The sequence below is a fragment of the Bacteroides sp. An322 genome (assembly GCF_002161765.1).
Classification (GTDB): Bacteria; Bacteroidota; Bacteroidia; order Bacteroidales; family Bacteroidaceae; genus Phocaeicola; species Phocaeicola merdavium.
This window is the reverse complement of sequence record NZ_NFIN01000018.1, coordinates 1-24094: the sequence shown is the minus strand read 5'-3', so window position 1 is coordinate 24094 and position 24094 is coordinate 1. Positions and strand designations below refer to the sequence as shown.

Below are 24094 nucleotides of genomic sequence, written 5' to 3'. Positions count from 1 at the left end.
GCAGGGTCCATCAGCCAACGAAGCCTGCTTCGTAAGCTGATGGACCCTGCTTCGATGGCTGATGAAGCCGTATGCATTTTTGGCAGCAATAAAATGTCAACTTGGCAGAGAATAAATAACACTCATCTACGCTTCCGCACACGAAGTACAATCAACACAACGGTTCCAACGAGCAGGATGCCTAATGCACAATAAGCAATGGTCTCGGTTATGGTAACCGATTGGGGTTCGAAAAGCAAGCGGACTGTATGCTTTCCGGCAGGAACGTTTATTGCACGAAGTACATAATCAGCCCGTCCGACAGGGACTTCTTCATCATCCACAAACGCTTGCCATTCGGGATAATAAATTTCGGAGAAAACCACGGTGCCTCCAGCCTGTGAGGTGACTTCGTAAATCAATTCATTCGGCTCATAATGCTTGAATGTGATGCTCCGTGTCGAATCGGAAACCGACGCTTGTGAAGGAGCTTTCACTTGCTCGGCAAATTGAAGGTTTACCACAGCAGTCTTGCGTAAGTCAACTACCGCAAGGCTATCCAACTCTTCATTGGCATTGCCTACGTAGCGCACGTCATCGACAAACCATGCATTCCCCATCGCGTAGGGATTCTGTACGGGCATCGTGCCTCCGCCTTGCAAGGGGAAGATGAAATATTTCGCGTTCAGCATATTCAGAATGCGGATATGGTCGGGATTGAACTTCGACATATCTCCTCCCGCTTCAGGAAGTTCGGAGAAGAGATTGTTCATCTCAAACTGGATATACGTCTCGATAAGTTCCTGATACCGGCGGAGTTTGGCTGCATGATATCCTCCGATGCTCTTGTGCCAATAGGAAGTCTCGTTCTCGTTGAATGTATTAGTCGAGAGGTTCAATACACGATAGTAAGTAGTATCTTTCAAAATTGCCTTATCGGTCTCCGAAGGCTGGGCAAAGGGTTTCATCTCCGTGCCTTTCGCCACGAATTGCGCATCGTAGAGATAACGCTTGTTCACCGTCCACATATCAAGCAGACAGAGAATAGCCAACGAAACGATGAGTGCGGTAGATTTCAGTTTCCCACGTACATACATCAACAGCAATGCCACACCTACCAGGATGACACAGAAGCTACGCCACGCATCGGCTGTAAAGATGCTGACACGCATTTCTTCTAAGTTTATCAGGATTGGCGCCAAATGTTCAGCTGGAAGGGCATTTTGCAACGCATTCATTTCCATTGTCGATACATACGAAGGGAAGAACACGCGGGGAACCAAGGCGAACAGGAGCGATAAGCCTCCCGTCAGCCCAAGGCTGATGAAAAATGCTTTTGCCTTTTCGCGCAACAATTCAGGACGTTCCACAATCTGTTTCAACGCTAGCATAGCCAACAACGGTATGGTGAACTCGGCAATAACAAGGATAGACGACACGGCACGGAACTTGTTGTACATCGGTACATAGTCGATAAAGAAGTCGGTCAGTCCCATAAAATTCTTTCCCCACGATAGAAGGATGGAGAATAACGTTCCGCCTAATAATGCCCATTTCATCGGACCTTTCACGATGAAGCAGCCTAATACGAAAAGAAACATTACGAAAGCGCCTACGTAGACCGGTCCCGAAGTGCCCGGCTGTTCTCCCCAGTATTGTCCTAATTGGTTGTATAGGCTTGAATACATCGGATTTGCCTTACTCATTGCCCGTTCGTTTTGTGCCAAAGGAACGGATGCCCCGCCTTTCACGTTAGGCACGAGCAATGAGAATGTTTCACCAATGCCGTAGCTCCATTGCGTAATATAACTACGTTCCAATCCGCTTCCGGTCTGGTCTGCAGACTGGGGTTTGACCAACTCGCTCTTACCACGCATACTCTCCTTACTGTATTGATACGTGTGATACAGGTTCGACAAGTTGATGCATACCGCTAATACGCCCGCTATTGCCAGCACGCCCGTTGCTTTCAAAAACTGAGGGAACGCCTTTTCTCTCCATGCCTTTACGCCGAACGATATTGCCATAAAGAGCATCACAAAGAGGAAATAATACGTCATTTGGAAGTGGTTCGACACAATCTGAAGTGCGGCGAAAAGTGCCGTAATGATTCCGCCAGCCCAATATTTTCCACGATAAGCCAATACCATACCTGCAATGGTAGGCGGAATGTATGCCAACGTAACGAATTTCCAAATATGCCCCGCCGCAATAATAATGAAGAAATACGATGAGAACGCCCATATAATTGCACCTAATGCTGCCATCCAAACTTTAAAGTTGAATGCGCGGAGCAGGATATAAAATCCCAACAGCATCACGAACACATACCACACATAGGTAGGCAGATATAAGTGATACAGGTCTTGTACCGTATTCAACGTACGGCTTGAATCATAACCCGGAGCCAACTGGTACGTAGGCATTCCACTGAACAATGAATTGGTCCAGCGGGTCACCTTTCCATGTTCCTGATGATATTCCTGGTGTTCACGTCCGGCACCGATACCCGCTACCGCATCGTGTTGTGCCAAGATACGCCCTTCGAACACCGCCGGATAGAAATAAGCGAACGAAAGGACTACAAAAAGTACAATCGCCGCCACATCCGGAAGAAGTTTCTTTAATCCATTCATAAAAAGCTGTTTATTGATTTACATTTCAGCGGACAAAGATAACACAATACTCCTTGAAAATGCTAACTTTGCAGCGTAAAATAAAATAATATGCTTCAATTATCAAACGCAGAGACGCAAAAGCACAGAGAATTATTTTTTAGAGGAGACAAAAGTTCGCAAAATGTCGCGTCTATTCTCTATATCTTTTACTCTCTCCCAAATATAAATTTTGCGCTTTTGCGTCTCTGCGTTTAATTAATGCAAACACAAACATTTATGAAAATAGGAATCATTACCGCTATGTCTTCCGAACAGAAGCAATTAGCAAACCAACTGACAGACAAGACCGAACACCGTGAAGGACCTTTTGCTTATATCGAAGGAAAAGTAAAAAACAATACGCATATCCTGATGCAGTGCGGCATCGGAAAGGTGAATGCTGCTGCTGGAACGGTGGAACTCATCCGCAACTTCCAGCCCGACTGTATCATCAGTACCGGTGTGGCGGGAGGTATTGATAGTGAACTGAACGTGATGGATGTCGTTGTTAGCCGAAACATCGTTTACCACGATGTATGGTGCGGCGAAGGAAATGCTTACGGACAGATACAAGGCTTCCCCACTTTCTTCCAAGGAAACGATACCTTATATAATTGTGCCCTCTCACTTGACACCGAAACACCGATTCATGGCGGACTGATTTGTACGGGCGATAAATTCATTACCGACCGCGAGGAACTGAACGTCATTAAGCAGAACTTCCCCGAAGGACTTGCCGTTGATATGGAATCGGCTGCCATTGCCCAAGTATGCTATCTTTATCAAGTGCCTTTCATCAGCTTCCGCATCATCAGCGACACGCCGGGAGCAGAGAAACATTGGGAACAATACAAGAATTTTTGGGGCGAGATAGCCGACAACTCTTTCCGTGTGACCGAAACATTCTTGAAAGCATTACCGAACAAACTCTAAAACTTACAGATATGAAAAAAATACCCAGCTTTACCGTAGACCATATCCACCTGCTACGTGGCATTTACGTATCGCGTAAAGACGCGGTAGGAGACGAAATCGTTACGACTTTCGACATCCGTATGAAAGAACCGAACCGCGAACCCTGCCTCAGCCCTTCGGCTATCCACACGATAGAACACTTGGCTGCCACTTTTCTGCGTAATCATCCTGTATGGGCAGACAAAATCATTTATTGGGGGCCGATGGGTTGCCTCACCGGAAACTATCTTGTAGTAAAAGGAGACCTGCAATCGGAAGACATCGTGGACCTGATGAAAGAAACCTTCCGTTTCATCTCCGGGTTTGAAGGCGATGTGCCCGGAGCCAGCCCCAAGGATTGCGGCAATTACCTGATGATGAATCTCCCGATGGCACGGTGGGAAGCCAAGAAATTTCTTGATGAAGTATTAGACAAGCTGACTAAAGAAAATTTAAATTATCCCCAATAACCAACTTTTACAACAATCTCAACGCTATTTTAAATTAAAAACAACACGGAGATGCCAAGAAAAGATAATCTTGCGTCTCCGTGTTGTTTTTAATCTTTTATATTTATTGTTCCCACAGCATTCTTGTTTACTTTTATAGACTTTTAACTTTCTACTTTTTGTAAAGCATACAATATCAGGCACTTATTTCGAACTTTTACGTCAGGTTTTGGACTACAAAACCGGCACATATTTGCGCCGCGTGAGTTCCGGGCTTTCCGGAATCATTTATTAATGCGTTATTTATCAACCACTTAACCACACCCACGTCAGTTTCCGGCTCGGTTACAAGACAAAAAGGATTCGGGAGTTTCGGCAGATTAGGGAATTGTTTGTAACGACTTGAGTTAGAACGATTTGAGTTAGAACGATTTGAGTTTTTAATTTATAAATTAAATTTATTTTGTTATGAGAAAAAAGTATTTAAGTGCACTGCTGTTCGGAGCGCTTCTGTTCGCTTCGGCAGGAACTTTTACATCTTGTAAGGACTACGATGATGACATCAACAACCTGAGCCAGCGGGTGGATCAGATTGCATCGGACTTGGCAGACCTGGAAACCAAAGTAAACGCTTTGGGATGCGTGGAAAGCATCGAGTTCAGCGATGGCAAATTGATCGTTCATACACCGAACGGAGACGTTTCAGCTGCTATGCCTGAATGCACCGGCATTAAAGAAGTGAAGCTGGAAGGCAATACGCTGTACGTAGACGGAGTAGAAGCTGGAAAGGTTGAACTTGGTTCAGGTGAAGAAGGACAAATTCCGGTTATCACCGTAAAAGACGGAAAACTGTACGTAAACGACCAACTGATGGATATCGAAGTGGGAAGCAACGTTGTTTTGGTTGACAACGGCGACACTTGCACCATTACTGTTGACGGACAAAGCGTTACTTTGATGAAGAATGCTGCACAGTTGAGCTCTATCGCTATCGAAGATTTGGAAAAAGCAGACTTTACTTCTATTAGTGGAGGAACTATCCAATGGGGACTTGCAAAAAAGGCTACTCCAGATTGGGCAGGTGAAAAAGGTGCTGTAGCAATGAACCAATTGTTGATTGGTCAGATTGCAACTGTAAACGTACAAGTTACTCCGGCTGATTATGACTTGGGTGCACAAAAATTGACTTTGGTTGACTCAAGAGGCAATGTTGCTCCGGTTATTATTACCGCTGAAGCTAATAACCGTTTGATGAGTCGTGCTGCATCTGCTAATGGCAGTTGGACATTGTCTGCTACTATTGACCAGACTAAAGTTAATGAAGGGAATATAGCAAAAGCATTCGATTATGACCCTGAATCGACATGGAATAATGCTCCAATGGCTTATACATTGTGTGTAAACGGTAAACCTTTTACTACATATGATTTAGCTGTTCAAGTTAATGATACTCAGGTTTCATCTTCTTCTATTTATGTATCAGGTCTTATTCCACGGGATTTGAAATTTATTGATGAAGATGGACGTGAACAAAATGCTCAAGTTGCTAAAATCCCGGTAGGTGGTGATACTGAATTGTTCATTGAAGATGATAATCTATATGATTATTATTATACATTCGAAGGCACAAATAAATCTTTAGCTGAACAATATGGAATTATAGCAAATGGTAAAACCATTACTGTTCCAGCTGGAGCTGAAGGTGTTATTATTGATGTAACAGTACATACTATATCAATTACTGGTCATGTATGGCCTGCTGCAAATCAACCTGTTGGTACAAATGCCGTTAGATTAGAAATCGCAGGTTCTGAAGTTGCTGCAGAAACACTGGCTGCTACAACTCATCAGATTGTACCAGGTGATGCATTGAAAGAAATCCGTGTAGACTTTGGAGATATATTCTCTAAATTCCCAGCTGCTAACCGTGAAGCTGCTCGTCGAAGCGGACAATTCTATGTAACAGAAGCAAATACTCAAACTGGATTCCTTGTTAAATCGACATTAAATTTGAGTATTAATAAGCAAACTATTAGCAATGTTCAATATTTCAAAGCAGATGGTTCTGTATGGACTTCAAGTGAAGATATCCTTGATTTGAGTTACATGACATTGAATGTTGCTGGCAATGTAGCAGGTGATGCTAAACCGGGTGACTATACATTGGAATTTATTGCAATTGATGAAAATAATACTCCTACTGTAAGCGGTAACGAATTAATTAAGGTTACTATCCCTGTTTCTATCGAAACTCCTGCATTTGCTGACATGTTTGAAAAGGATGCTAATTGGAACGATGCAAAAGATACTTACACTGCAAGAATCATTGCTAATGGTCAGAATGCTACATTGCGATATATTAATGCATTCGAAAAGACTGCAGCTTACGCTGATGCAGAAACATCTCATATCGGTATCGTATTCAATGCGCTTGAATATAACCAATATCCTATCAATAATGGTACGGAATATGTTACAGACAATGTACAAGCTGTAACTACACCGATTTCAACTGATGTTGAATTAAATAAGAGCGTTGTTTATAACGATGACATGGATGCATTGGAAGTTAATAAGTTAGAAGGTATGCGCGCTTATTATAACGTATTCGATAATGTTATATCTAGTGCAATGAATCCTTCTATGACGATTGACGAATATAACGCTATCAACCAAGCATTTACCGTAGTTTCAGATCCATTCAATACAGAAATCAAGGCTTCTCTTGATGGAGTTAGCATCGCTTACTATATTGACAATGTTAAACAAACAAATGTAACATTGAATTCTGACAATACTATCACTAAAGGTAGTGGCGATGGTAGTGATGGAGCTAAATACAATGGTTTGATTTTCCATTTAGGAAATGATGAATTGTGGGCTACTTTAGATAACTTTGGAGCTTCTGCAGCAGACGACTTGGATGGTTTCACTTTGTATACAGCAAGTTCACCTTTAACTTCTTTGACTAATAATAATGTAAATGTATTGTTTGAAGGCGCAAATGCTGGTGAATCTGTAATGTGGAATACTACAAATAAGAATTTGCAATTTAATATTGCAAGTGATACATCAACATTGAACATAACACTCAAAGACGCTACTGGTATAGAGTATAAATTGTCTGTTAAAGTTCAAAAGTGATCATCTACTTATACATAAAGAAAGCGGCTCAACCGAGCCGCTTTTTTTATGCCTTTATATCTCTTAAAAAACACATACGGGTGCATCAGCCAACACATGCGGGTGCATCGGCTTACGAAGCAGGATGTATTAGCCGATGAAGCCTAGTGCGTTAAAAGACGGAGATGCTTTGTCGCAAACGGCGGTTTTTGTAAATTTTTAGCGGGATGCAGATTTAATTCCGCTTTCGTGTTTATTATTCCGATTCTATTTGTATTTTTGTCGGGAAACAAAATAGAAATATGATGACATCCGACTACACTCCTATCCTAAACAAAGCTGTAAGCGAACTTTCTGAAAGCCAGTCGTACGACGGCTTGTTCCACCAATACAGAGACGGCGAACCCTTGCCTTCTGCCCGGTCGCTCCGGCGTATTGTAGAACTCTCGCGCGAGATACTTTTCCCCGGCTATTTCGGTAATTCCACTATCCATCGGCGTACCTTAAACTATCATATCGGGGTCAACGTAGAAGAATTGTTCCGTCTGCTTACCGAACAAGTCCAAGCCGGATTGTGTTTCGGCATTGAAAACGCTTTATCCAACGAGACAGCAGAGGAACCGTTTTGCAAGGAAAATGCCAAAAACATTGCCGCACAATTCATCAGCCGCATGCCTGAGATACGGCGCATTCTAGCCACCGATGTCGAGGCAGCCTATTACGGCGACCCTGCCGCTACGTGTTTCGGCGAAATCATTTGCTGCTATCCCATTATCCGGGCTATTACGAATTACCGCATTGCCCATGAACTTTATGCGCTGAATGTCCCGCTCATTCCCCGTATCATCACCGAAATGGCACATTCGGAAACAGGTATCGACATTCATCCGGGAGCAAAAATCGGCGATCATTTCACTATCGACCATGGTACGGGTGTGGTAATCGGAGCCACCTGTATCATCGGGAATAATGTAAAGCTTTATCAAGGCGTGACATTGGGAGCGAAAAGTTTCCCCTTAGACGAGCAAGGAAACCCTATCAAAGGAATCCCCCGTCATCCTATTCTGGAAGATAATGTAATTGTTTATTCGAATGCGACTATTTTGGGACGCATTACGATTGGAAAGGGCGCCACAATCGGCGGAAACATTTGGGTAACAGAAAGTATCCCTCCCGGAGCACGGATTGTGCAGCGGAAGGGATAAGGATTTATGCATTAAATGGCATCATTTCCTGCCGTAGCATATAGCCCGATCATGGCTCCGGTGAATCCTCCAGCCACATTGGTTGAGAGGATGTCACCCGAAACAGGTTCTGTAATGGGCTGGAAGGTAGTTCCGTCTTCCGAATAATTGAAAGTGTACTGGTCGCCTACGGCTTTCACTTGCAACAAGATAGGACGCGGTTCTTTTACCACAACACTTGCCAATACGGTAGAATTGCCTTTCTCGGTGCGTTGCAATACCAATACATAATCTTCGCCTTTCTTTGTTACGCCAAACACGTAGTTGAAACTTTCGCTTTGATAGCAGGTAATGCCAGCCAAGTCTTTTTCAGAACGCGGGATGTAGTTCATCGTTGTGGTAGCGGTGAAATTCAAGTGCTGTTGGCGATAGAACAAAGTAGAGGTAGGCAGAGCCACCTTAATGTTCACGTCATACGGGGTGATAGCAAGCCCGTCGGGCGATACGGAGATAAATTTCTCGCGTGCGCCTCTCACTCCTACCCAACGGTAGTCTAGCGTATCCGACGGGAAGGTTTCGGTAAACGTAAAGTTCCCGTTCGGGAAATAGCCGTTCTGCCCTGTCTGGTTTGTGACACCTGCCGGCATCTTCAGTTTTGCCTTCAAAGGCTCCATTCCGCCTTCGAATACGGGGAACGTACCGGTCCAGTCTACAGGAAGAATAAACGTTTCGCGTCCGGTATTCACACGGTTTTGTTCATTCGGTCGGATAGCAAGGAATACTCCGTAATATTTGCCGTCGGGACCTTCTACCAGGTCAGCATGTCCAGCCCAATCCACTTTATCGGGACGGTCGGCATTGAGGTGGCGTTGTGAAAGAATCGGGTTTTCAGGAGCAGGCTTGAAAGGACCTTTCGGGCTGTTGCTGATGAAAATCACCTCGCTATGCATATCGCCTGTACCTCCTTCGGCACACATCAGGTAATATTTGCCGTCTTTCTTATAAAGGTGTGGAGCCTCAATCCAAATAGGTTTCTTCTTGATATCCACGCCTCCGTTTACAATCACCTTATCGGTTCCGGGGATAACCTGGTCTTTTTCCACATCGTATTCCCACACCTTGATAACGCGGTGTCCTTCGTAAAGCGCTTTCTTGGGCGCATCGTTATGCACGATGTAAGCCTTGCCGTTATCATCAAAGAAAATAGAAGGGTCGATACCTTCAAAATTCAGCTTGATAGGGTCGCTCCAGCCCTGCATAGGGTCTTTGGTCTTAACAATGATATTTCCGAATCCGCCCGCAAATTCGGTGGTAATCATATAAAACGTATCGTTGTTTGCATTATAACGGATCGTAGGTGCATATACGCCTGCACTGATTCCTGTATCTTCTACCTTCAGTTGTGAAGGACGGTCGAGGACGTGCCCGATTTGTTTCCAGTTTACCAAATCCGTAGAATGGAAGATAGGCACACCCGGATTGATGGCAAACGAAGAGCAGACCAAATAGTAGTCGTTCCCTTTCTTACAAATGCTGGGATCGGGATAACATCCCTGCAAAATAGGCGAATAAAATTCATCTGTCCCAAGCGGATTCTTGTCGTACACGGCATCTTGTCCGGTGTAAGTAAAGTTGCTGAACACCGGAGTTCCGGGAGTTACTTCCACTTGATTGTTTGTACACGAGCACGCTATCAGTCCCAGCGCACTCAAAGCGAATGTCTTGAATGAGTTTTTCATAAGCAGCTATAATATATAAGTGAAATTTATACATACGCAAAGATAGCAAATCAGCCGGAATAATCATGTTGCGTATGTTACATATATTATTCTCTATGTTACATGATATGCTTCCATGATGCTGAATGATACACAAATGTTGCATCTGGGAAAATAACTTGATTAAAAAAATAGGTTTTCTCGCTTTTTCTTTTAAATTTGCACTCACAACATTGTTTTAAATTACAACCTAATTATGAAAATACGCAAACCTTTATTCTGTGCACTGACGATGTGCAGCCTTTTCCTCGGTTCCGCACAAGCCCAATCGAGTGACAACGGTGACGGAACGTTCACCAATCCGATGCTGTGGAGTGATGTACCCGACCCAGATGTAATCCGGGTAGATGATAATTTTTATTTGGTCAGCACCACGATGCACCTGATGCCGGGCGCCCCTGTGATGCGTTCCAAAGATTTAGTGAATTGGGAAACGGCAAGCTATTTGTTCGACCGTCTGACCGATACCCCCAACTACGACATGGACGGATGTACCGCTTACGGACGCGGGCAATGGGCGACTTCACTCCGTTATTATAACGGCAGATATTACGCTTATTTTTCGCCCAACGACAAGCCTTTCCGAGGTTATGTATATACTACTACCGACCCTGCTAAAGAGAAATGGGAACTGGTTTCCCGCCTGCCGCATTTTCACGATGCATCCCTGCTTTTCGATGATGACGGACGTGTATATGTTTATTATGGAACAGGACAACTCCGTGAGCTGAAACCCGACCTAAGTGATGTACAGCCCGGAGGCGTGGACATGAAAATCTTCGAACGTGACAGTACCGAGACAGGGCTGTTAGAAGGAAGCCGCGCTATTAAATATAACGGGAAATATTACCTGCTGATGATTTCGTGGCCCAATGGAGGCAAGCGCCGCCAGGTGTGCTACCGTGCCGATAAGATAACAGGCCCGTATGAAAAGAAAGTGATATTGGAAGCCGACTTCGGCGGGTTCCCTTACGTAGGGCAGGGATGTATCGTAGACGATGCCAAAGGCAACTGGTACGGTGTGATATTCCAAGACCGTGGGGGTGTAGGCCGCGTGCTCACCTTGATGCCTTGCCGATGGGTAGACGGCTGGCCGATGTTGGGAGACGAAAACGGACAAGTACCCACGGTAATGGAAAAGCCCGTACAGGGCAGTCCGGCTATTCCGTTGGTGGTAAGCGATGATTTCGGCAACAAACAAATGAAAATAAACTGGCAATGGAACCACAACCCGGTGCATAAGGCATGGTCATTGGAAGAACGCCCTGGCTATTTGCGTCTGAAAACAAGCCGTGTCGTAGAAAACCTGTTTTGGGCACCCAATACCTTAACCCAACGCATGGAAGGCCCGAAATGTACCGCTTCTGTAGCCATTGACCTTTCACACATGAAAGAAGGGGATGTAGCGGGATTCAGTGCATTCAACGGTAATTCTGGTGTACTTGCGGTATTGAAAGAAAACGGGAAAAAATGCCTTACCATGTCAGAACAAGTCGTTTCCTTAGACGACAAGAGCAAAGCAGTGACTGCCCTTGACACGAAAGAAAAAGCCCGTGTGGAATTGAGTCAGGACATCATTTACCTGCGTATTGACGGCGATTTCCGCCCGGGTAAAGACATTGCCACCTTTTATTATAGCCTCAACGGGAAAGACTGGACAAAAATAGGCTCCGACTTTAAAATGATATTCGACTACCGCCGTTTCTTTATGGGAACCAAGTATGCAATATTCAATTATGCAACACAAGAGACTGGCGGCTATGTGGATGTGGACTATTTCGACTATAAGAGAATTAAGAATGAAGAATTAAATTTACCATGAAAAAGAAAACGTTGATGCTGATGGCTTGTCTGGCATGCTTAGGAAGCACGCAAGCACAAGAAAAATTGTATCCGAACAGCTTTCCGCTAAGTGAAGTGACCTTATTGGATGGACCGTTCAAGCATGCACAAGAAGTAAACGGAAAAGTATTATTGGAATATGATGTAGACCGCTTGTTGGCTCCCTTCTTGAAAGAAGCCGGCTTGCCCAAGAAAGCAGAACTTTTCCCTAATTGGGAAGGACTGGACGGACATGTAGGCGGACATTACCTTTCAGCATTGGCAATACACTATGCCGCTACAGGTAATGAAGAATGCAAACGCCGTATGGAATACATGATAGCCGAATTAAAACGCTGCCAAGAAAAAAACGGTGACGGGTATATCGGAGGAGTCCCTAACGGAAAGCCATTATGGGAAGAGATAAAAAAAGGGAATGTAGGTGCTATTTGGAAATACTGGGTACCTTGGTATAACCAGCACAAGTTGTATGCCGGTCTTCGCGATGCATGGATGTATGCCGGAAACGAAGAAGCCCGCCAAATGTTCCTTGACCTATGTGACTGGGGAATCGAAGTCATTTCACCCCTGACCGATGAACAAATGGAACAAATGCTTGAAATGGAATTCGGTGGAATGGATGAAGTATATGCCGATGCCTATCAAATGACCGGCGACAAAAAATACCTTGACGCGGCAAAACGTTTTTCCCATCATTGGCTGCTCGACAGTATGGCAAAAGGCGTGGATAACCTCGACAACAAACATGCCAATACACAAGTACCTAAGGCTGTAGGATACCAACGCATTGCCGAATTAGGGAACGACCCTACGTATGAAGATGCGGCAACATTCTTCTGGCATACGGTTGTAGAAAACCGTTCATTGTCTTTCGGAGGGAACAGCCGGCGTGAACATTTCGTAGCGAAAAATGACAGCAAGAGCTATGTGGAAGACCGCGAAGGTCCTGAAACATGTAACACCAACAACATGCTGAAACTAACTGAAGGGCTCTTCCGGATGCATCCCGAAGCCAGTTATGCCGACTTCTACGAGCGTGCCCTCTACAACCATATCCTCTCTGCCGTACATCCCGAACACGGAGGATATGTATATTTCACTTCAGCCCGTCCGGCACATTACCGGGTCTATTCGGCACCCAATCAAGCCATGTGGTGCTGTGTAGGGACAGGAATGGAAAATCCAGGCAAATACGGCGAATTCATCTACACACATACGGGCGATTCACTTTTCGTGAACCTCTTCATCGCCTCACGTCTTGAATGGAAAGAAGGAGGTATCAAACTAACACAGGAAACACAATTCCCAGCGGAAGAAGGAAGCCGAATCACCGTATCGCTTGACGCTCCCAAGCGTTTCAAAGTGCTGGTACGTCATCCCGGTTGGGTGAAAACAGGTGAAATGCAAGCTATATGCGGCGGAAAAAATTATGCCGAAGGTTCGAAAGCGTCTTCGTATGTCTGCATCGACCGCGAATGGAAAAACGGGGATGTCATCGAAATCCGCACCCCGATGCGTGTCACATTGGAAGAGTTCCCCAACCTGCCTGAATATGTAGCTATCCTACGCGGTCCGATTGTATTGGGTGCACGGATGGGAACGGAAAACTTAGACGGGCTGGTAGCAGACGACAGCCGGTGGGGACACATCGCCTCAGGACCACTAGTGCCTGTATACGACACACCGTTCCTTATCGGAGAGCGTGAAGAAATACTTGCCAAACTGGAAGAGATGAAACCGGTAGAAGGCAAGCCTCTTCACTACACCGTATCAGGATTGTTCCGTTCAGATAAATACAAAAATTTAGAGCTAGAACCGTTCTACGGTATCCACGATAGCCGCTATTCTATTTATTGGTTATCCATGGACGAAGCAGGATACGATCGTTACCTGAAAGAACGGAAGGCAGAAGAAGAGGCACGTATTGCCTTAGACCGCCGCACGGTGGATGCCATTGCTCCAGGTGAGCAACAACCCGAAGCCGACCACCTGATGAAAAGCGAAAATTCAACGAAAGGAAATTTCGAAGGCAGGGCTTGGCGTGACGCGAAAGACGGAGGTTATTTCAGCTATGTACTTTCTACGGAAGGGAAATCCGGGCTTACGTTACGGATCACCTATTGGGGTAACGAAACTGCTGACCGTGAGTTCGACATTTTGATAAATGACCAACTACTTGCCTCTGAAAATTTAGTCGGGAAATGGAAAAAACAAGCATTTGTCGATGTGGAATACCCGATTCCGGCAGATATGCTTAAAGGAAAGAAAGAAGTGACCTTGACATTCCGTCCCAAACCGGGCAAAATAGCCGGAGGTGTATTCTACATCCGGTTGACAGAAGAATAAATATCAATATGAAAAAACAAACACAAGTATAGAAAATATGAAAAGACAAGCATTAGTAGTTCTCATGATAGGAGGTTTCCTTTCGGCATATGCGAAAGACTGGAACTTCACCAGTCCTGACGGATGTGTGCAAGTGACGGTATCCGATGAAGGAGGAAAACCGTCTTACAGCGTATCGTATAATGGAACAGCATTCTTGGAACGCTCGCCATTAGGGCTGATTACGGATATCGGCGACTATTCGCAGAATGTATCGTTGGGCGCGGACATGAAAATCAGCAAAGTAGACGAAACTTATTCGCTCCCTACAATCAAACAAAGTACGGTACATTATGAAGCTACCGAAGCGATATGCCCCGTGCTACAGGAAGGCAAGCAGGTATACGATATTGTGTTCCGCGTAAGTAATCGTGATGTAGCTTTCAAATATAAACTTTACCCTAAAGGAAACACCCTGTGTTGCATGGTAAAAGAGGAAAAGACTGGTTTTGTCCTGCCCGAAGGAACTACTACATTCCTTTGCCCACAAGCCAAGCCAAACGGAGGATTTGCCCGTACATATCCCAGTTATGAAACCTCTTATACCCCTGATGATGCGATGGGGAAAAACGGCTGGGGCGAAGGATATACCTTCCCTTGTTTGTTCAAGAATGCAGATAAAGGTTGGATTTTACTTTCGGAAACAGGCGTAGACAGCCGCTATTGCGCAAGCCGTCTGATAGGTCATGAAGGAGGACTCTACACTGTAGGCTATCCTCAAGAAGGAGAATATAACGGAAACGGAACTACAGCTCCGGGCATCGCACTTCCGGGAGAAACTCCTTGGCGCACAGCAACCTTGGGTACAACTTTAGCTCCTATTGTAGAAACGACCGTTGCTTTTGACCTGGTTTCCCCGCTTTATGAAGCGTCTCAAAAATACCAATACGGATGTGGCACATGGAGTTGGATTATCGGAGGAGATGCAAGCATGACCTACGATGACCAAAAACGCTACATTGACTTTGCCGCTGATATGGGATATCAATCCGTATTGGTAGATGCGCTTTGGGATTCACGTGTAGGATACGATAAAATAGCCGAATTAGCACGATATGCACAAACCAAAAATGTGGCGTTATATTTATGGTATAATTCCAACGGTTATTGGAACGATGCGCCTCAAGGTCCACGCGGAAAAATGAGCAATACCATTGCCCGCCGAAAAGAAATGAAATGGATGCAAAGTGTCGGCATACGAGGCATCAAAGTAGATTTCTTCGGAAGCGATAAACAAGTGACCATGCAACTCTACGAAGATATTCTGGCAGATGCGAACGATTACGGATTGTTAGTCATCTTCCATGGTTGTACTCTTCCGCGAGGCTGGGAGCGGATGTATCCTAATTACGCATCAAGCGAAGCCGTATTGGCAAGCGAAAACATGAACTTCTCGCAAGGAAGTTGTGATGCTGAAGCATTCAACGCCTGCCTACATCCTTTTATCCGCAACACGGTGGGCAGCATGGATTTCGGAGGAAGCACCCTGAACAAATATTATAATGTAAAGAATCAAGAAGGCGGAAGCAAACGCATCACTTCAGATGTCTTTGCATTGGCTACGGCTGTACTCTTCCAAAGTCCCGTACAGCATTTTGCTTTGGCTCCTAATAATCTGACAGATGCTCCGGAATGGGCTATGGACTTCATGAAGCACGTGCCTACCTTGTGGGACGAAGTGCGTTTCATCGACGGCTATCCTGGTAAATATGTCATTTTAGCACGCCGCCATGGAGATACGTGGTACGTAGCAGGTATTAACGCACAGCAAGAACCTGTGAAAATGAAAATCGCTCTCCCGATGTTCGAGGCGGGTGAAGAAGTCAACGTTTATGCCGATAACGAAAAATTAGAAGGCAGCCTCCGCACGAAGAAACTGAATAAGAAAGGTGAAATGGAAATCACTATCCCCTGCAACGGAGGTGTTGTGATAAGCAAATAAGTATGAATATTAATCCTAAAAAACAAATAACATGAAAAACAAAAAACAGCTATCCCTGATGGCATTGGGCGTATTCGCCCTTTCTGCCACAGCACAAGAGCCGATTATCCAAACCAAGTATACGGCAGACCCTGCCCCAATGGTGTATAACGACACCATCTTCCTCTATACCAGCCACGATGAAGACGATGCACAAGGCTACGAGTTCAAAATGCTCGACTGGCAACTTTATACCTCTACCGATATGGTAAACTGGACAGACCACGGTCCCGTCGCTTCCCTGAAAGAGTTTGCTTGGCGTAAGCGTGATAACGGTGCATGGGCACAACAGGTAGTGGAGCGCAATGGTAAGTTTTATATGTATTGCCCCCTCCACGGGAACGGCATCGGTGTATTGGTTTCCGATTCTCCCTATGGACCATTTAAAGACCCTATCGGAAAACCGCTTGTATGGCAACAAGAACATTGGGAAGACATTGACCCGACTGTCTGGATTGACGATGACGGACAAGCCTATATGTACTGGGGTAACCCGAACCTGTATTATGTGGCGTTGAACGAAGACATGATTTCCTATAGCGGCACCATCGTGCGCGTGGGCAAGCTGGAGCACTATCAGGAAGGTCCGTGGTTCTATAAACGTAATGGCAAGTATTATTTAGCATACGCTTCCACGTGTTGTCCCGAAGGTATCGGCTATGCCATGGCCAAATACCCCACCGGACCGTGGGAGGTGAAAGGCTACATTATGGCTCCTACCGACCGTACGCGCGGCAATCACCCAGGCATCATCGACTACAAGGGTAAGAGCTATGTCTTCGGACAGAACTATGACTTGCTGCGCCTCGAAATGGAAGAGCACCATGAACGCCGCTCGATTTCGGCTGCCGAAATGCATTACAATGCAGACGGAACCATACAAGAAGTACCTTATTTTAAAGATACGAAATTAATGCCGATAGAAAACTTTAATCCATATCGCCGCGTAGAAGCCGAAACCATGGCATGGGGATATGGACTGAAGACCGCCAAACATGCGGAAAGAGGCATCTATGTTACAAGTATCGATGATGCTGATACGCTGGTTGTAAGGTCTGTAGATTTCGGAAAGGGTGCCAAACGGTTTACCGCATCGGTGGCTTCCGCTACGGGCAATTGCGCGATAGAAGTGCACCTCGATAGTGCTGAAGGAAAGTTGGTAGGCACATTGAAAGTAAACGCTACGGGAGGCATGGATAACTATAAAGAGTTCACTTGCTCAATAAAAGGAGCGAAAGGCGTACACGACTTAGTGTTCCGCTTTAAAGGAAAAGGAAAAGAAAAGAAGAACCTGATGAACTGGGATTACTGGAAATTTGAATAATAATTAGATGAAGAACATGAAAAACAAAAAGCATTTATTCATAATGACATTGGGTATGTTTGCCTTCTCCGCTACGGCGCAAAACCCAATAGTACAGACCATGTACACCGCCGACCCTGCTCCAATGGTTTATAATGGCAAAATGTATCTCTATACCAGCCACGATGAAGACGAATCAACTTGGTTCACAATGAACGATTGGAAGCTCTATTCCACTGAAGACATGGTGAACTGGACCGACCACGGTGTAGCACTCTCTTATAAGACTTTCGAATGGGCAAAAGGTGACGCTTGGGCAATGCAATGCGTAGAACGAGGAGGCAAATTTTACGCTTATGTTCCTGTCACAATGAAAAAAGGCGGAGGAGCTATTGGCGTAGCAGTAGCAGACAATCCTTACGGACCTTTCTATGACCCTTTAGGCAAACCATTGGTAAGCAGCGGAAAAGGTGATATTGACCCTACCGTAATGATAGACGATGACGGGCAGGCTTACCTGTATTGGGGTAATCCGTTCTGTTATTACGTAAAATTGAATGAAGACATGATTTCGTATACAGGAGAAATCACAAAGGTCCCCATGACCGAAGAAGCTTTCGGCAAACGCGAAGGAAATGTACCCGAACGCCCTACGCTTTACGAAGAAGGTCCATGGCTCTATAAACATGCTGACTGGTATTACCTGTTGTGGGCGGGAGGCCCTATCTCCGAACACTTGGGCTATTCGATGAGTAAAAGCCCCATCGGTCCATGGAAATATGCCGGTACGCTAATGCCCACCGAAGGACGAAGTTTCACCAACCATCCGGGAATCGCCGACTATAAAGGCAACACTTATCTATTCTATCACAACGGTGCGCTTCCCGGAGGTACAGGCTTTACCCGTTCGGTATGCGTAGAACAAGCAGAATTCAACGCCGATGGCACTATCAAGCCTATGAAAATGACCGAAGGCATCCGCGAAGGGTTACAAACACTGAACCCGTACCGCAAGACAGAAGCCGAAACGATGGCTTTTTCTGAAGGCATGAAAGCAGACCAAAACGAAGAAGTTGGCGTATTTGTCAATGCGATGTGCGACGGAGCCTACATCAAGGTAAAAGGTGTGGACTTCCGTACGGAAGGGGCTTCGAAGCTAATCACCCGCGTAGGCACTACACATAACGGAGGTGTAACAATGGAAGTGCGTGCCGATGGTTTACAAGGCGAATTACTTGCTACTATCAAAATACCTATGACTGGATGGGATGACCGTTGGGCTGTAGTGACCACAGACATAGCAAAAATAAATGGCGTACACGACCTCTATTTCGTATGTAAAGGCGAAAAGCCCGGACGACTGATGTATTTCGACTACTGGATGTTCCAGTATTAATTATTAAATGCAGAGGCACGGAGACACAAAGAATTTAAATTCTACATAATGATGAAATTTTGTGTTTCCGTGCTTTTGTATTCAATGGATAATTACCTATTTACTTTTAACTATGAAAAAGATAATTTGTTCTTTCTTATTGGGGCTATACACCTTGTGTGGAATATATGCCCAGACATGGACGGCGGACAACGGAAATGGTACATTCACCAATCCCCTGTTTTACGATGAATTTACCGATCCTGACCTTATCCGGGTGGGAACGGACTTCTATATGGTGGCAAGTTCAATGCACGCCATGCCCGGCTTACCTTTATTACATTCTAAAGACCTCGTAAACTGGAACTTTGTTACATACGTATTCGAGACTTTGGATTTGGGTCCTGATTTTCATCTGGAAGGGAAGAAAGGAGTATATGGCAACGGCATTTGGGCACCATGTATTCGTTATTACAATGGGAAATTCTATATTTTCGTTAATATAAACGGATACGGTTTGCAAGTGTTCATTGCCGACCGTCCCGAAGGTCCCTGGACACATAAAAACATGGGTGGAACGATTTACGACCTTGGTGTCCTCTTCGATGATGACGGTAGAATTTATGCCGTACATGGATATGACGAGGTACATCTCATTGAAATCAAACCCGATTTCAGTGGCTACGTAGAAGGAAGTGATCGCGTCATTATCCCTAAAGGCAGTGCTATGGGTGAAGGACATCATTTTTATAAAATTAACGGGAAATATTACATTATCAGTGCCGACTATGCACCGGTAGGGCGGATGCAATGTGCTCGTGCCGACCGTCCCGAAGGTCCTTACGAAACAACGGTCATCAGCCACCGCGAAACAATGGGTAACGGACAAGGCTGGTGGACACAAGGATACGGTTTTTGGTCTGATATTCCTGATGAAGGAGACAAATTCACATTTCAACCTCCTTCTGACAATTATTTCAGCGCCGTACCTCTACATCAGGGAGGCATTGTAGATTTGCCCAATGGCGAATGGTGGGGTTTTTCGATGATGGATATGAGGTCGGTAGGCCGGCTTACTTATCTTTCGCCTGTTACGTGGAAGAACGGCTGGCCCTATTTCGGTGTAGAAGGCAATTTGGGACGCTCACCACGCACGTGGTTCAACCCCGATACGGGTGTGGAAACAGAGCCTCATGCTCCTTATCAACGTGATGACGACTTCTCGTCAGACAAATTGAATCCCGTATGGCAATGGAACCACATCCCTGTAGATAGTAAATGGAAAGTAACGAAAGGTACACTCCGCCTGCATACACTTCCTGCCCGAAGCTTAATGTTTGCCAAAAATACGTTGACCCAACGGGCTATGGGTCCCGAATCCACCGTCACAGTGGAGCTGGATGCAAGTGCGTTAAAGAAAGGCGATGTGGCGGGACTAGCCTTGTTTAACACACCTTATTATTGGATAGGGGCAGTACGCACTGCTGAAGGACTTATGCTCCGTTTCTACGACATGGTGAAGAACGTCCGTACTGATGAACCTTTGGCTTCTGACAAGGTCTGGCTCCGTGCCTGTGGAGACTTCCGCAACGATATAGCATCAATGGCTTACAGTACAAATGGAAATGACTTTAAGACGATAGGCGAAGGCTTGCGTTTAGGTTATCAGATGCATACCTTCCAAGGCGTGCGCTACGCACTTTTTGCTTATAACACGAACGGGAAGAAAGGCGGATACGCTAAGTTCGATAATTTCACCGTTGACGAACCTTTAGCCGACCGCTCAAAAAATCTGCCTGTAGGAAAAATCATTACTCTAACAAACCTTGCAAATGGCGAACGGGCTTGGGCGAATCCGCATGGGATGCTTCACCATGCAGCTTCAGGAAGCAAAGAGTTTAATGAAGCTAGTTGCCGTTTCCTCGTACATGACCGCGGTAAAGGACGAGTAGCACTCGAAGCGGCAGATGGTTCGGGATTTCTCACCGTAACAGGTTTAGGACTTTCGGGTGATGTACGTCTTATGAAAAAAGAAAGTAAAGCAAGTCTTTTCTTATGGCAAGATATGCTTTGGGGAAACTGTATGTTACTTTCTCTCCATACAAATCGTTTCGTGGGTCTGAATCCACTAACAAGCGAACCGTATGCCGCCGATTGGGAAGGCACTCGCCCCGACCGTAAGGACGGAACGGTCTTTGCTTGGGAAGTATACTCTGAAGAGAATGCGTCAAAATGAATCAAATGCAGAAAAATGAAGACAATGAAAATAAAGAATATCCTTTTTTCAATGGCAGGGCTATGCGCACTGTCCATTCAAGCGCAAAACCCCATTATACAAACCCATTATACGGCTGACCCGGCTCCCATGGTTTATAACGATACGCTGTATCTGTATGTAGGATGTGATGAGGAAGATTCGCCAAAGGATTCCTATCTGATGCGCGAATATCGCTTGTACACAACTACCGATATGGTAAACTGGACTGATTGTGGTACACCGCTTCGGACAAGTGCTTTCACTTGGTCGGCAGGTGATGCCAGTGCGGCACAATGCATTCCTCGTTACGGGAAGTTCTATTGGTATATCTCTTCACAGAACACACAAAGTCCCGGTTCTTCCATTGGCGTAGCAGTGGGTGATACCCCATACGGGCCTTTTAAAGATGCGATAGGACGTGGATTAGTAACGAATAACATGACCACCTATGCCAAACATTCGTGGGATGATCTCGACCCTACCGTATTTATCGATGATGACGGACAAGCATGGCTCTATTGGGGTAATGGCGTTTGTTATTACGCCAAATTGAATGCAGATATGGTCAGCTTGGGGAGCGAAATCAAGGTCATCGACCGTTTGGACGCTTCCTCCTTTTCTGGAGGTTTCACCGAAGCTCCATGGCTTTATAAACGCAATGGACGTTATTACTTGCTTTATGCAGCAGGATTCCCCGAATCCATTCATTACTCTATGAGCAACGCAGCAGACGGGAAATGGCAGGCACAAGGCGTGCTTATGCCTACCGAACGTGGTAGCAACACCAATCATCCGGCTATTATTGATTATAAAGGGCATTCTTATTTCTTTTATCACAACGATGCCTTGCCGGGCGGACATAGCTATTGTCGATCTGTATGTGTCGAAGAATTCAACTACATGCCCGATGGAAAGCTTCCTGAACTGCACATGACTGATGCAGGCATAACAGAACCCGTTGGCACACTTTGTCCCTATCAACGTATCGAAGCAGAAACTATCGCCTGGTCGGAAGGTGTGACCACCGAAACAGATGAGGAACGAGGTGTATATGTAACAGATATCCACAACGATGATTATATTAAAGTGCGTTGTGTTGATTTCGGAGATAAAGGAGCATCACGTTTCACGGCATGTGCCTCTTCTCGCTATTTTGGCGGGCAGATAGAACTTCGTCTGGATAATAAAGAAGGTGAAATAATAGGCACACTTGATATTTCCTATACTGGTGAGTGGAAAAACTGGCGGGAATTTGAAACCTCAGTGAAAAGTGTGACGGGTGTACACGACCTCTATCTTGTGTTCAAAGGGAAAAAGCCTCACGCCTTATTCAATCTTGATTGGTGGAAGTTCGATAATTAATTTCTATAATCAAATCAAACAAAACCATAAACAAATGAAAAAACACATTGCTTTCAGTATTGCGTGGTGCTTGTGTTGCCTGCATCTTCTTGCCCAAGGTACAGTGACATACACCAAAATGCCCTGTACCTTATTGCAAGGCATCACCGAGCGTGAATATACTATTTATCTACCTCCGAGTTACGAAACAGACACTGTTCGCACTTATCCTGTGCTATATCTACTACACGGCGGAAATTGCTCGAATATTGATTGGGAACGTTACGGCGGACTTTCACATTTAGCAGATAGCCTAATAACATGCGGACAGATGAAAGAAATGATTGTAGTCTGTCCCGAAGCTAATAAGAATAACATGATTTGGTTTAATGCCAACCATTGGCGGTATGAGGATTTCTTTTTTCATGAATTCATGCCCTATATTGAGCGTACTTACCGAGTAAAGCAGGGAAAGGCATACCGCTCGGTAGCAGGCTACTCTATGGGAGGCGGCGCATCAGTTGTCTATGGCGTACTTCATCCAGACCTTTTCAATGTGGTTTACGGAATGAGCAGTTACTTACGTAGCCAACCGTTGGAGTTCTTAAAAAATGACCCTTCAGCACCATGGCGTCAAAAATTAGTCGATGATTACAATCCCATTCACACAATAATAAAAGGAACGGAAAATGATGTAAAAGCATGGAAATCTATACGTTGGTTCATCGATTGCGGTGATAAAGATTTCACTTATGATGCAAATATTGATTTGATAACAAGTTTTCGTAAGCGAAACATTCCTTATGAACTTCGCATAAAGGCAGGAGGACACGATTGGAATTATTGGCGCCCTGCTTTACATGACGCTTTAATTTATGTATCCGAACAATTACCTGAAAAATAAGAGAGAATAATATTTCTCGTAAAGCTTTAATCGGGATGTTCAGAAATTAAATAATTAATACATTGCAAATTAATTATTTAATTTCTAGACATCCCTTTTTATTTCTCACCTCAATCCCATACCTCTTCTTTTATAGACTTTTAACTTTCTACTTCTTGTAAAGCATACAATATCAGGCACTTATTTCGAACTTTTACGTCAGGTTTTGGACTACAAAACCGGCACATATTTGCGCCGCGTGAGTTCCAGGCTTCTTGGAATCCTTTATTAATGCGTTATTTATCAACCACTTAACCATACCCACGTCAGTTTCCGGCGCGGTTACAAGACAAAAAGGATTCGGGAGTTTCGGCAGATTAGGGAATTGTTTGTAACGACTTGAGTTAGAACGATTTGAGTTTTTTAATTTTAAAATTAAATTTATTTTGTTATGAGAAAAAAGTATTTAAGTGCACTGCTGTTCGGAGCGCTTCTGTTCGCTTCGGCAGGAACTTTTACCTCTTGTAAAGACTATGATGATGACATTGATGGTCTGCGCACAGAAATTACTGATCTGAAGAGCGCAGTTACTGAATTGCAGAA

At 44.8% G+C, this 24094-nt stretch carries 14 protein-coding genes; 12 read left to right on the top strand and 2 right to left on the bottom strand.

From position 1 onward, the window contains the following. Positions 1 to 122: 122 nt before the first annotated feature. On the bottom strand, positions 123 to 2615 hold the full coding sequence (locus tag B5F91_RS10170) for a YfhO family protein (RefSeq protein ID WP_087428983.1): 2493 nt from the start codon (positions 2613 to 2615) through the stop codon (positions 123 to 125). A 258-nt stretch (positions 2616 to 2873) separates the two neighbouring features. On the opposite strand from B5F91_RS10170, the gene B5F91_RS10165 reads away from it, so the two are divergent. The 4 genes from B5F91_RS10165 (at position 2874) to B5F91_RS10150 (ending at position 8367) form a co-directional block, all read left to right on the top strand. After that, complete coding sequence (locus tag B5F91_RS10165) at positions 2874 to 3569, top strand: 5'-methylthioadenosine/adenosylhomocysteine nucleosidase (RefSeq protein ID WP_087429030.1); 696 nt, start codon at positions 2874 to 2876, stop codon at positions 3567 to 3569. Positions 3570 to 3580: 11 nt separating this feature from the next. Further along, complete coding sequence (locus B5F91_RS10160; RefSeq protein WP_087428982.1) at positions 3581 to 4060, top strand: S-ribosylhomocysteine lyase; 480 nt, start codon at positions 3581 to 3583, stop codon at positions 4058 to 4060. A 447-nt stretch (positions 4061 to 4507) separates the two neighbouring features. Then, positions 4508 to 7183 (top strand): hypothetical protein, encoded by a 2676-nt coding sequence (locus tag B5F91_RS10155; RefSeq protein ID WP_087428981.1) that lies wholly within the window; start codon positions 4508 to 4510, stop codon positions 7181 to 7183. 281 nt (positions 7184 to 7464) lie between these two features. Beyond that, positions 7465 to 8367: a serine acetyltransferase gene (locus B5F91_RS10150; protein ID WP_087428980.1), complete on the top strand. Its 903-nt coding sequence runs from the start codon at positions 7465 to 7467 to the stop codon at positions 8365 to 8367. A gap of 11 nt (positions 8368 to 8378) precedes the next feature. Here B5F91_RS10150 and B5F91_RS10145 read toward each other — a convergent pair whose 3' ends face one another. Further along, positions 8379 to 10085 (bottom strand): glycoside hydrolase family 43 protein, encoded by a 1707-nt coding sequence (locus B5F91_RS10145; RefSeq protein ID WP_087428979.1) that lies wholly within the window; start codon positions 10083 to 10085, stop codon positions 8379 to 8381. 235 nt (positions 10086 to 10320) lie between these two features. Here B5F91_RS10145 and B5F91_RS10140 point away from each other — a divergent pair, with 235 nt between their 5' ends. From B5F91_RS10140 to B5F91_RS10105, 8 genes are all read left to right on the top strand, one after another. Then, entirely contained in the window at positions 10321 to 11946 is a 1626-nt protein-coding gene (locus B5F91_RS10140) for a glycoside hydrolase 43 family protein (protein ID WP_087428978.1), read from the top strand. Further along, a complete protein-coding gene (locus B5F91_RS10135) occupies positions 11943 to 14312 on the top strand; it encodes a glycoside hydrolase family 127 protein (RefSeq protein ID WP_087428977.1) in 2370 nt (789 codons plus the stop codon). The genes B5F91_RS10140 and B5F91_RS10135 overlap by 4 nt, the downstream gene beginning before the upstream one ends. Before the next feature lie 64 nt (positions 14313 to 14376). Then, positions 14377 to 16293, top strand: coding sequence for a glycoside hydrolase family 97 protein (locus B5F91_RS10130; RefSeq protein WP_239416403.1), 1917 nt, complete (start codon positions 14377 to 14379; stop codon positions 16291 to 16293). A gap of 31 nt (positions 16294 to 16324) precedes the next feature. Further along, positions 16325 to 17656, top strand: a complete 1332-nt coding sequence (locus B5F91_RS10125; RefSeq protein WP_087428975.1) for a glycoside hydrolase family 43 protein — start codon at positions 16325 to 16327, stop codon at positions 17654 to 17656. A 16-nt stretch (positions 17657 to 17672) separates the two neighbouring features. Then, complete coding sequence (locus B5F91_RS10120) at positions 17673 to 19031, top strand: glycoside hydrolase family 43 protein (protein WP_087429029.1); 1359 nt, start codon at positions 17673 to 17675, stop codon at positions 19029 to 19031. 112 nt (positions 19032 to 19143) lie between these two features. Further along, positions 19144 to 21246, top strand: coding sequence for a glycoside hydrolase 43 family protein (locus B5F91_RS10115; protein WP_087428974.1), 2103 nt, complete (start codon positions 19144 to 19146; stop codon positions 21244 to 21246). Between the two features lie 24 nt (positions 21247 to 21270). Beyond that, complete coding sequence (locus B5F91_RS10110; RefSeq protein WP_239416400.1) at positions 21271 to 22629, top strand: glycoside hydrolase family 43 protein; 1359 nt, start codon at positions 21271 to 21273, stop codon at positions 22627 to 22629. A gap of 34 nt (positions 22630 to 22663) precedes the next feature. Next, the gene (locus B5F91_RS10105; protein ID WP_239416399.1) at positions 22664 to 23512 is read left to right on the top strand and encodes an alpha/beta hydrolase-fold protein; all 849 of its coding nucleotides are present in this window, start codon (positions 22664 to 22666) and stop codon (positions 23510 to 23512) included. The last annotated feature ends 582 nt before the right edge of the window (positions 23513 to 24094 follow it).

Coding starts and splice junctions, on each gene's coding strand:
- B5F91_RS10170 (WP_087428983.1), bottom strand. CDS start 2,615: ATGAATGGATTAAAGAAACTTCTTCCGGATGTGGCGGCGATTGTACTT.
- B5F91_RS10165 (WP_087429030.1), top strand. CDS start 2,874: ATGAAAATAGGAATCATTACCGCTATGTCTTCCGAACAGAAGCAATTA.
- B5F91_RS10160 (WP_087428982.1), top strand. CDS start 3,581: ATGAAAAAAATACCCAGCTTTACCGTAGACCATATCCACCTGCTACGT.
- B5F91_RS10155 (WP_087428981.1), top strand. CDS start 4,508: ATGAGAAAAAAGTATTTAAGTGCACTGCTGTTCGGAGCGCTTCTGTTC.
- B5F91_RS10150 (WP_087428980.1), top strand. CDS start 7,465: ATGATGACATCCGACTACACTCCTATCCTAAACAAAGCTGTAAGCGAA.
- B5F91_RS10145 (WP_087428979.1), bottom strand. CDS start 10,085: ATGAAAAACTCATTCAAGACATTCGCTTTGAGTGCGCTGGGACTGATA.
- B5F91_RS10140 (WP_087428978.1), top strand. CDS start 10,321: ATGAAAATACGCAAACCTTTATTCTGTGCACTGACGATGTGCAGCCTT.
- B5F91_RS10135 (WP_087428977.1), top strand. CDS start 11,943: ATGAAAAAGAAAACGTTGATGCTGATGGCTTGTCTGGCATGCTTAGGA.
- B5F91_RS10130 (WP_239416403.1), top strand. CDS start 14,377: ATGATAGGAGGTTTCCTTTCGGCATATGCGAAAGACTGGAACTTCACC.
- B5F91_RS10125 (WP_087428975.1), top strand. CDS start 16,325: ATGAAAAACAAAAAACAGCTATCCCTGATGGCATTGGGCGTATTCGCC.
- B5F91_RS10120 (WP_087429029.1), top strand. CDS start 17,673: ATGAAAAACAAAAAGCATTTATTCATAATGACATTGGGTATGTTTGCC.
- B5F91_RS10115 (WP_087428974.1), top strand. CDS start 19,144: ATGAAAAAGATAATTTGTTCTTTCTTATTGGGGCTATACACCTTGTGT.
- B5F91_RS10110 (WP_239416400.1), top strand. CDS start 21,271: ATGAAAATAAAGAATATCCTTTTTTCAATGGCAGGGCTATGCGCACTG.
- B5F91_RS10105 (WP_239416399.1), top strand. CDS start 22,664: ATGAAAAAACACATTGCTTTCAGTATTGCGTGGTGCTTGTGTTGCCTG.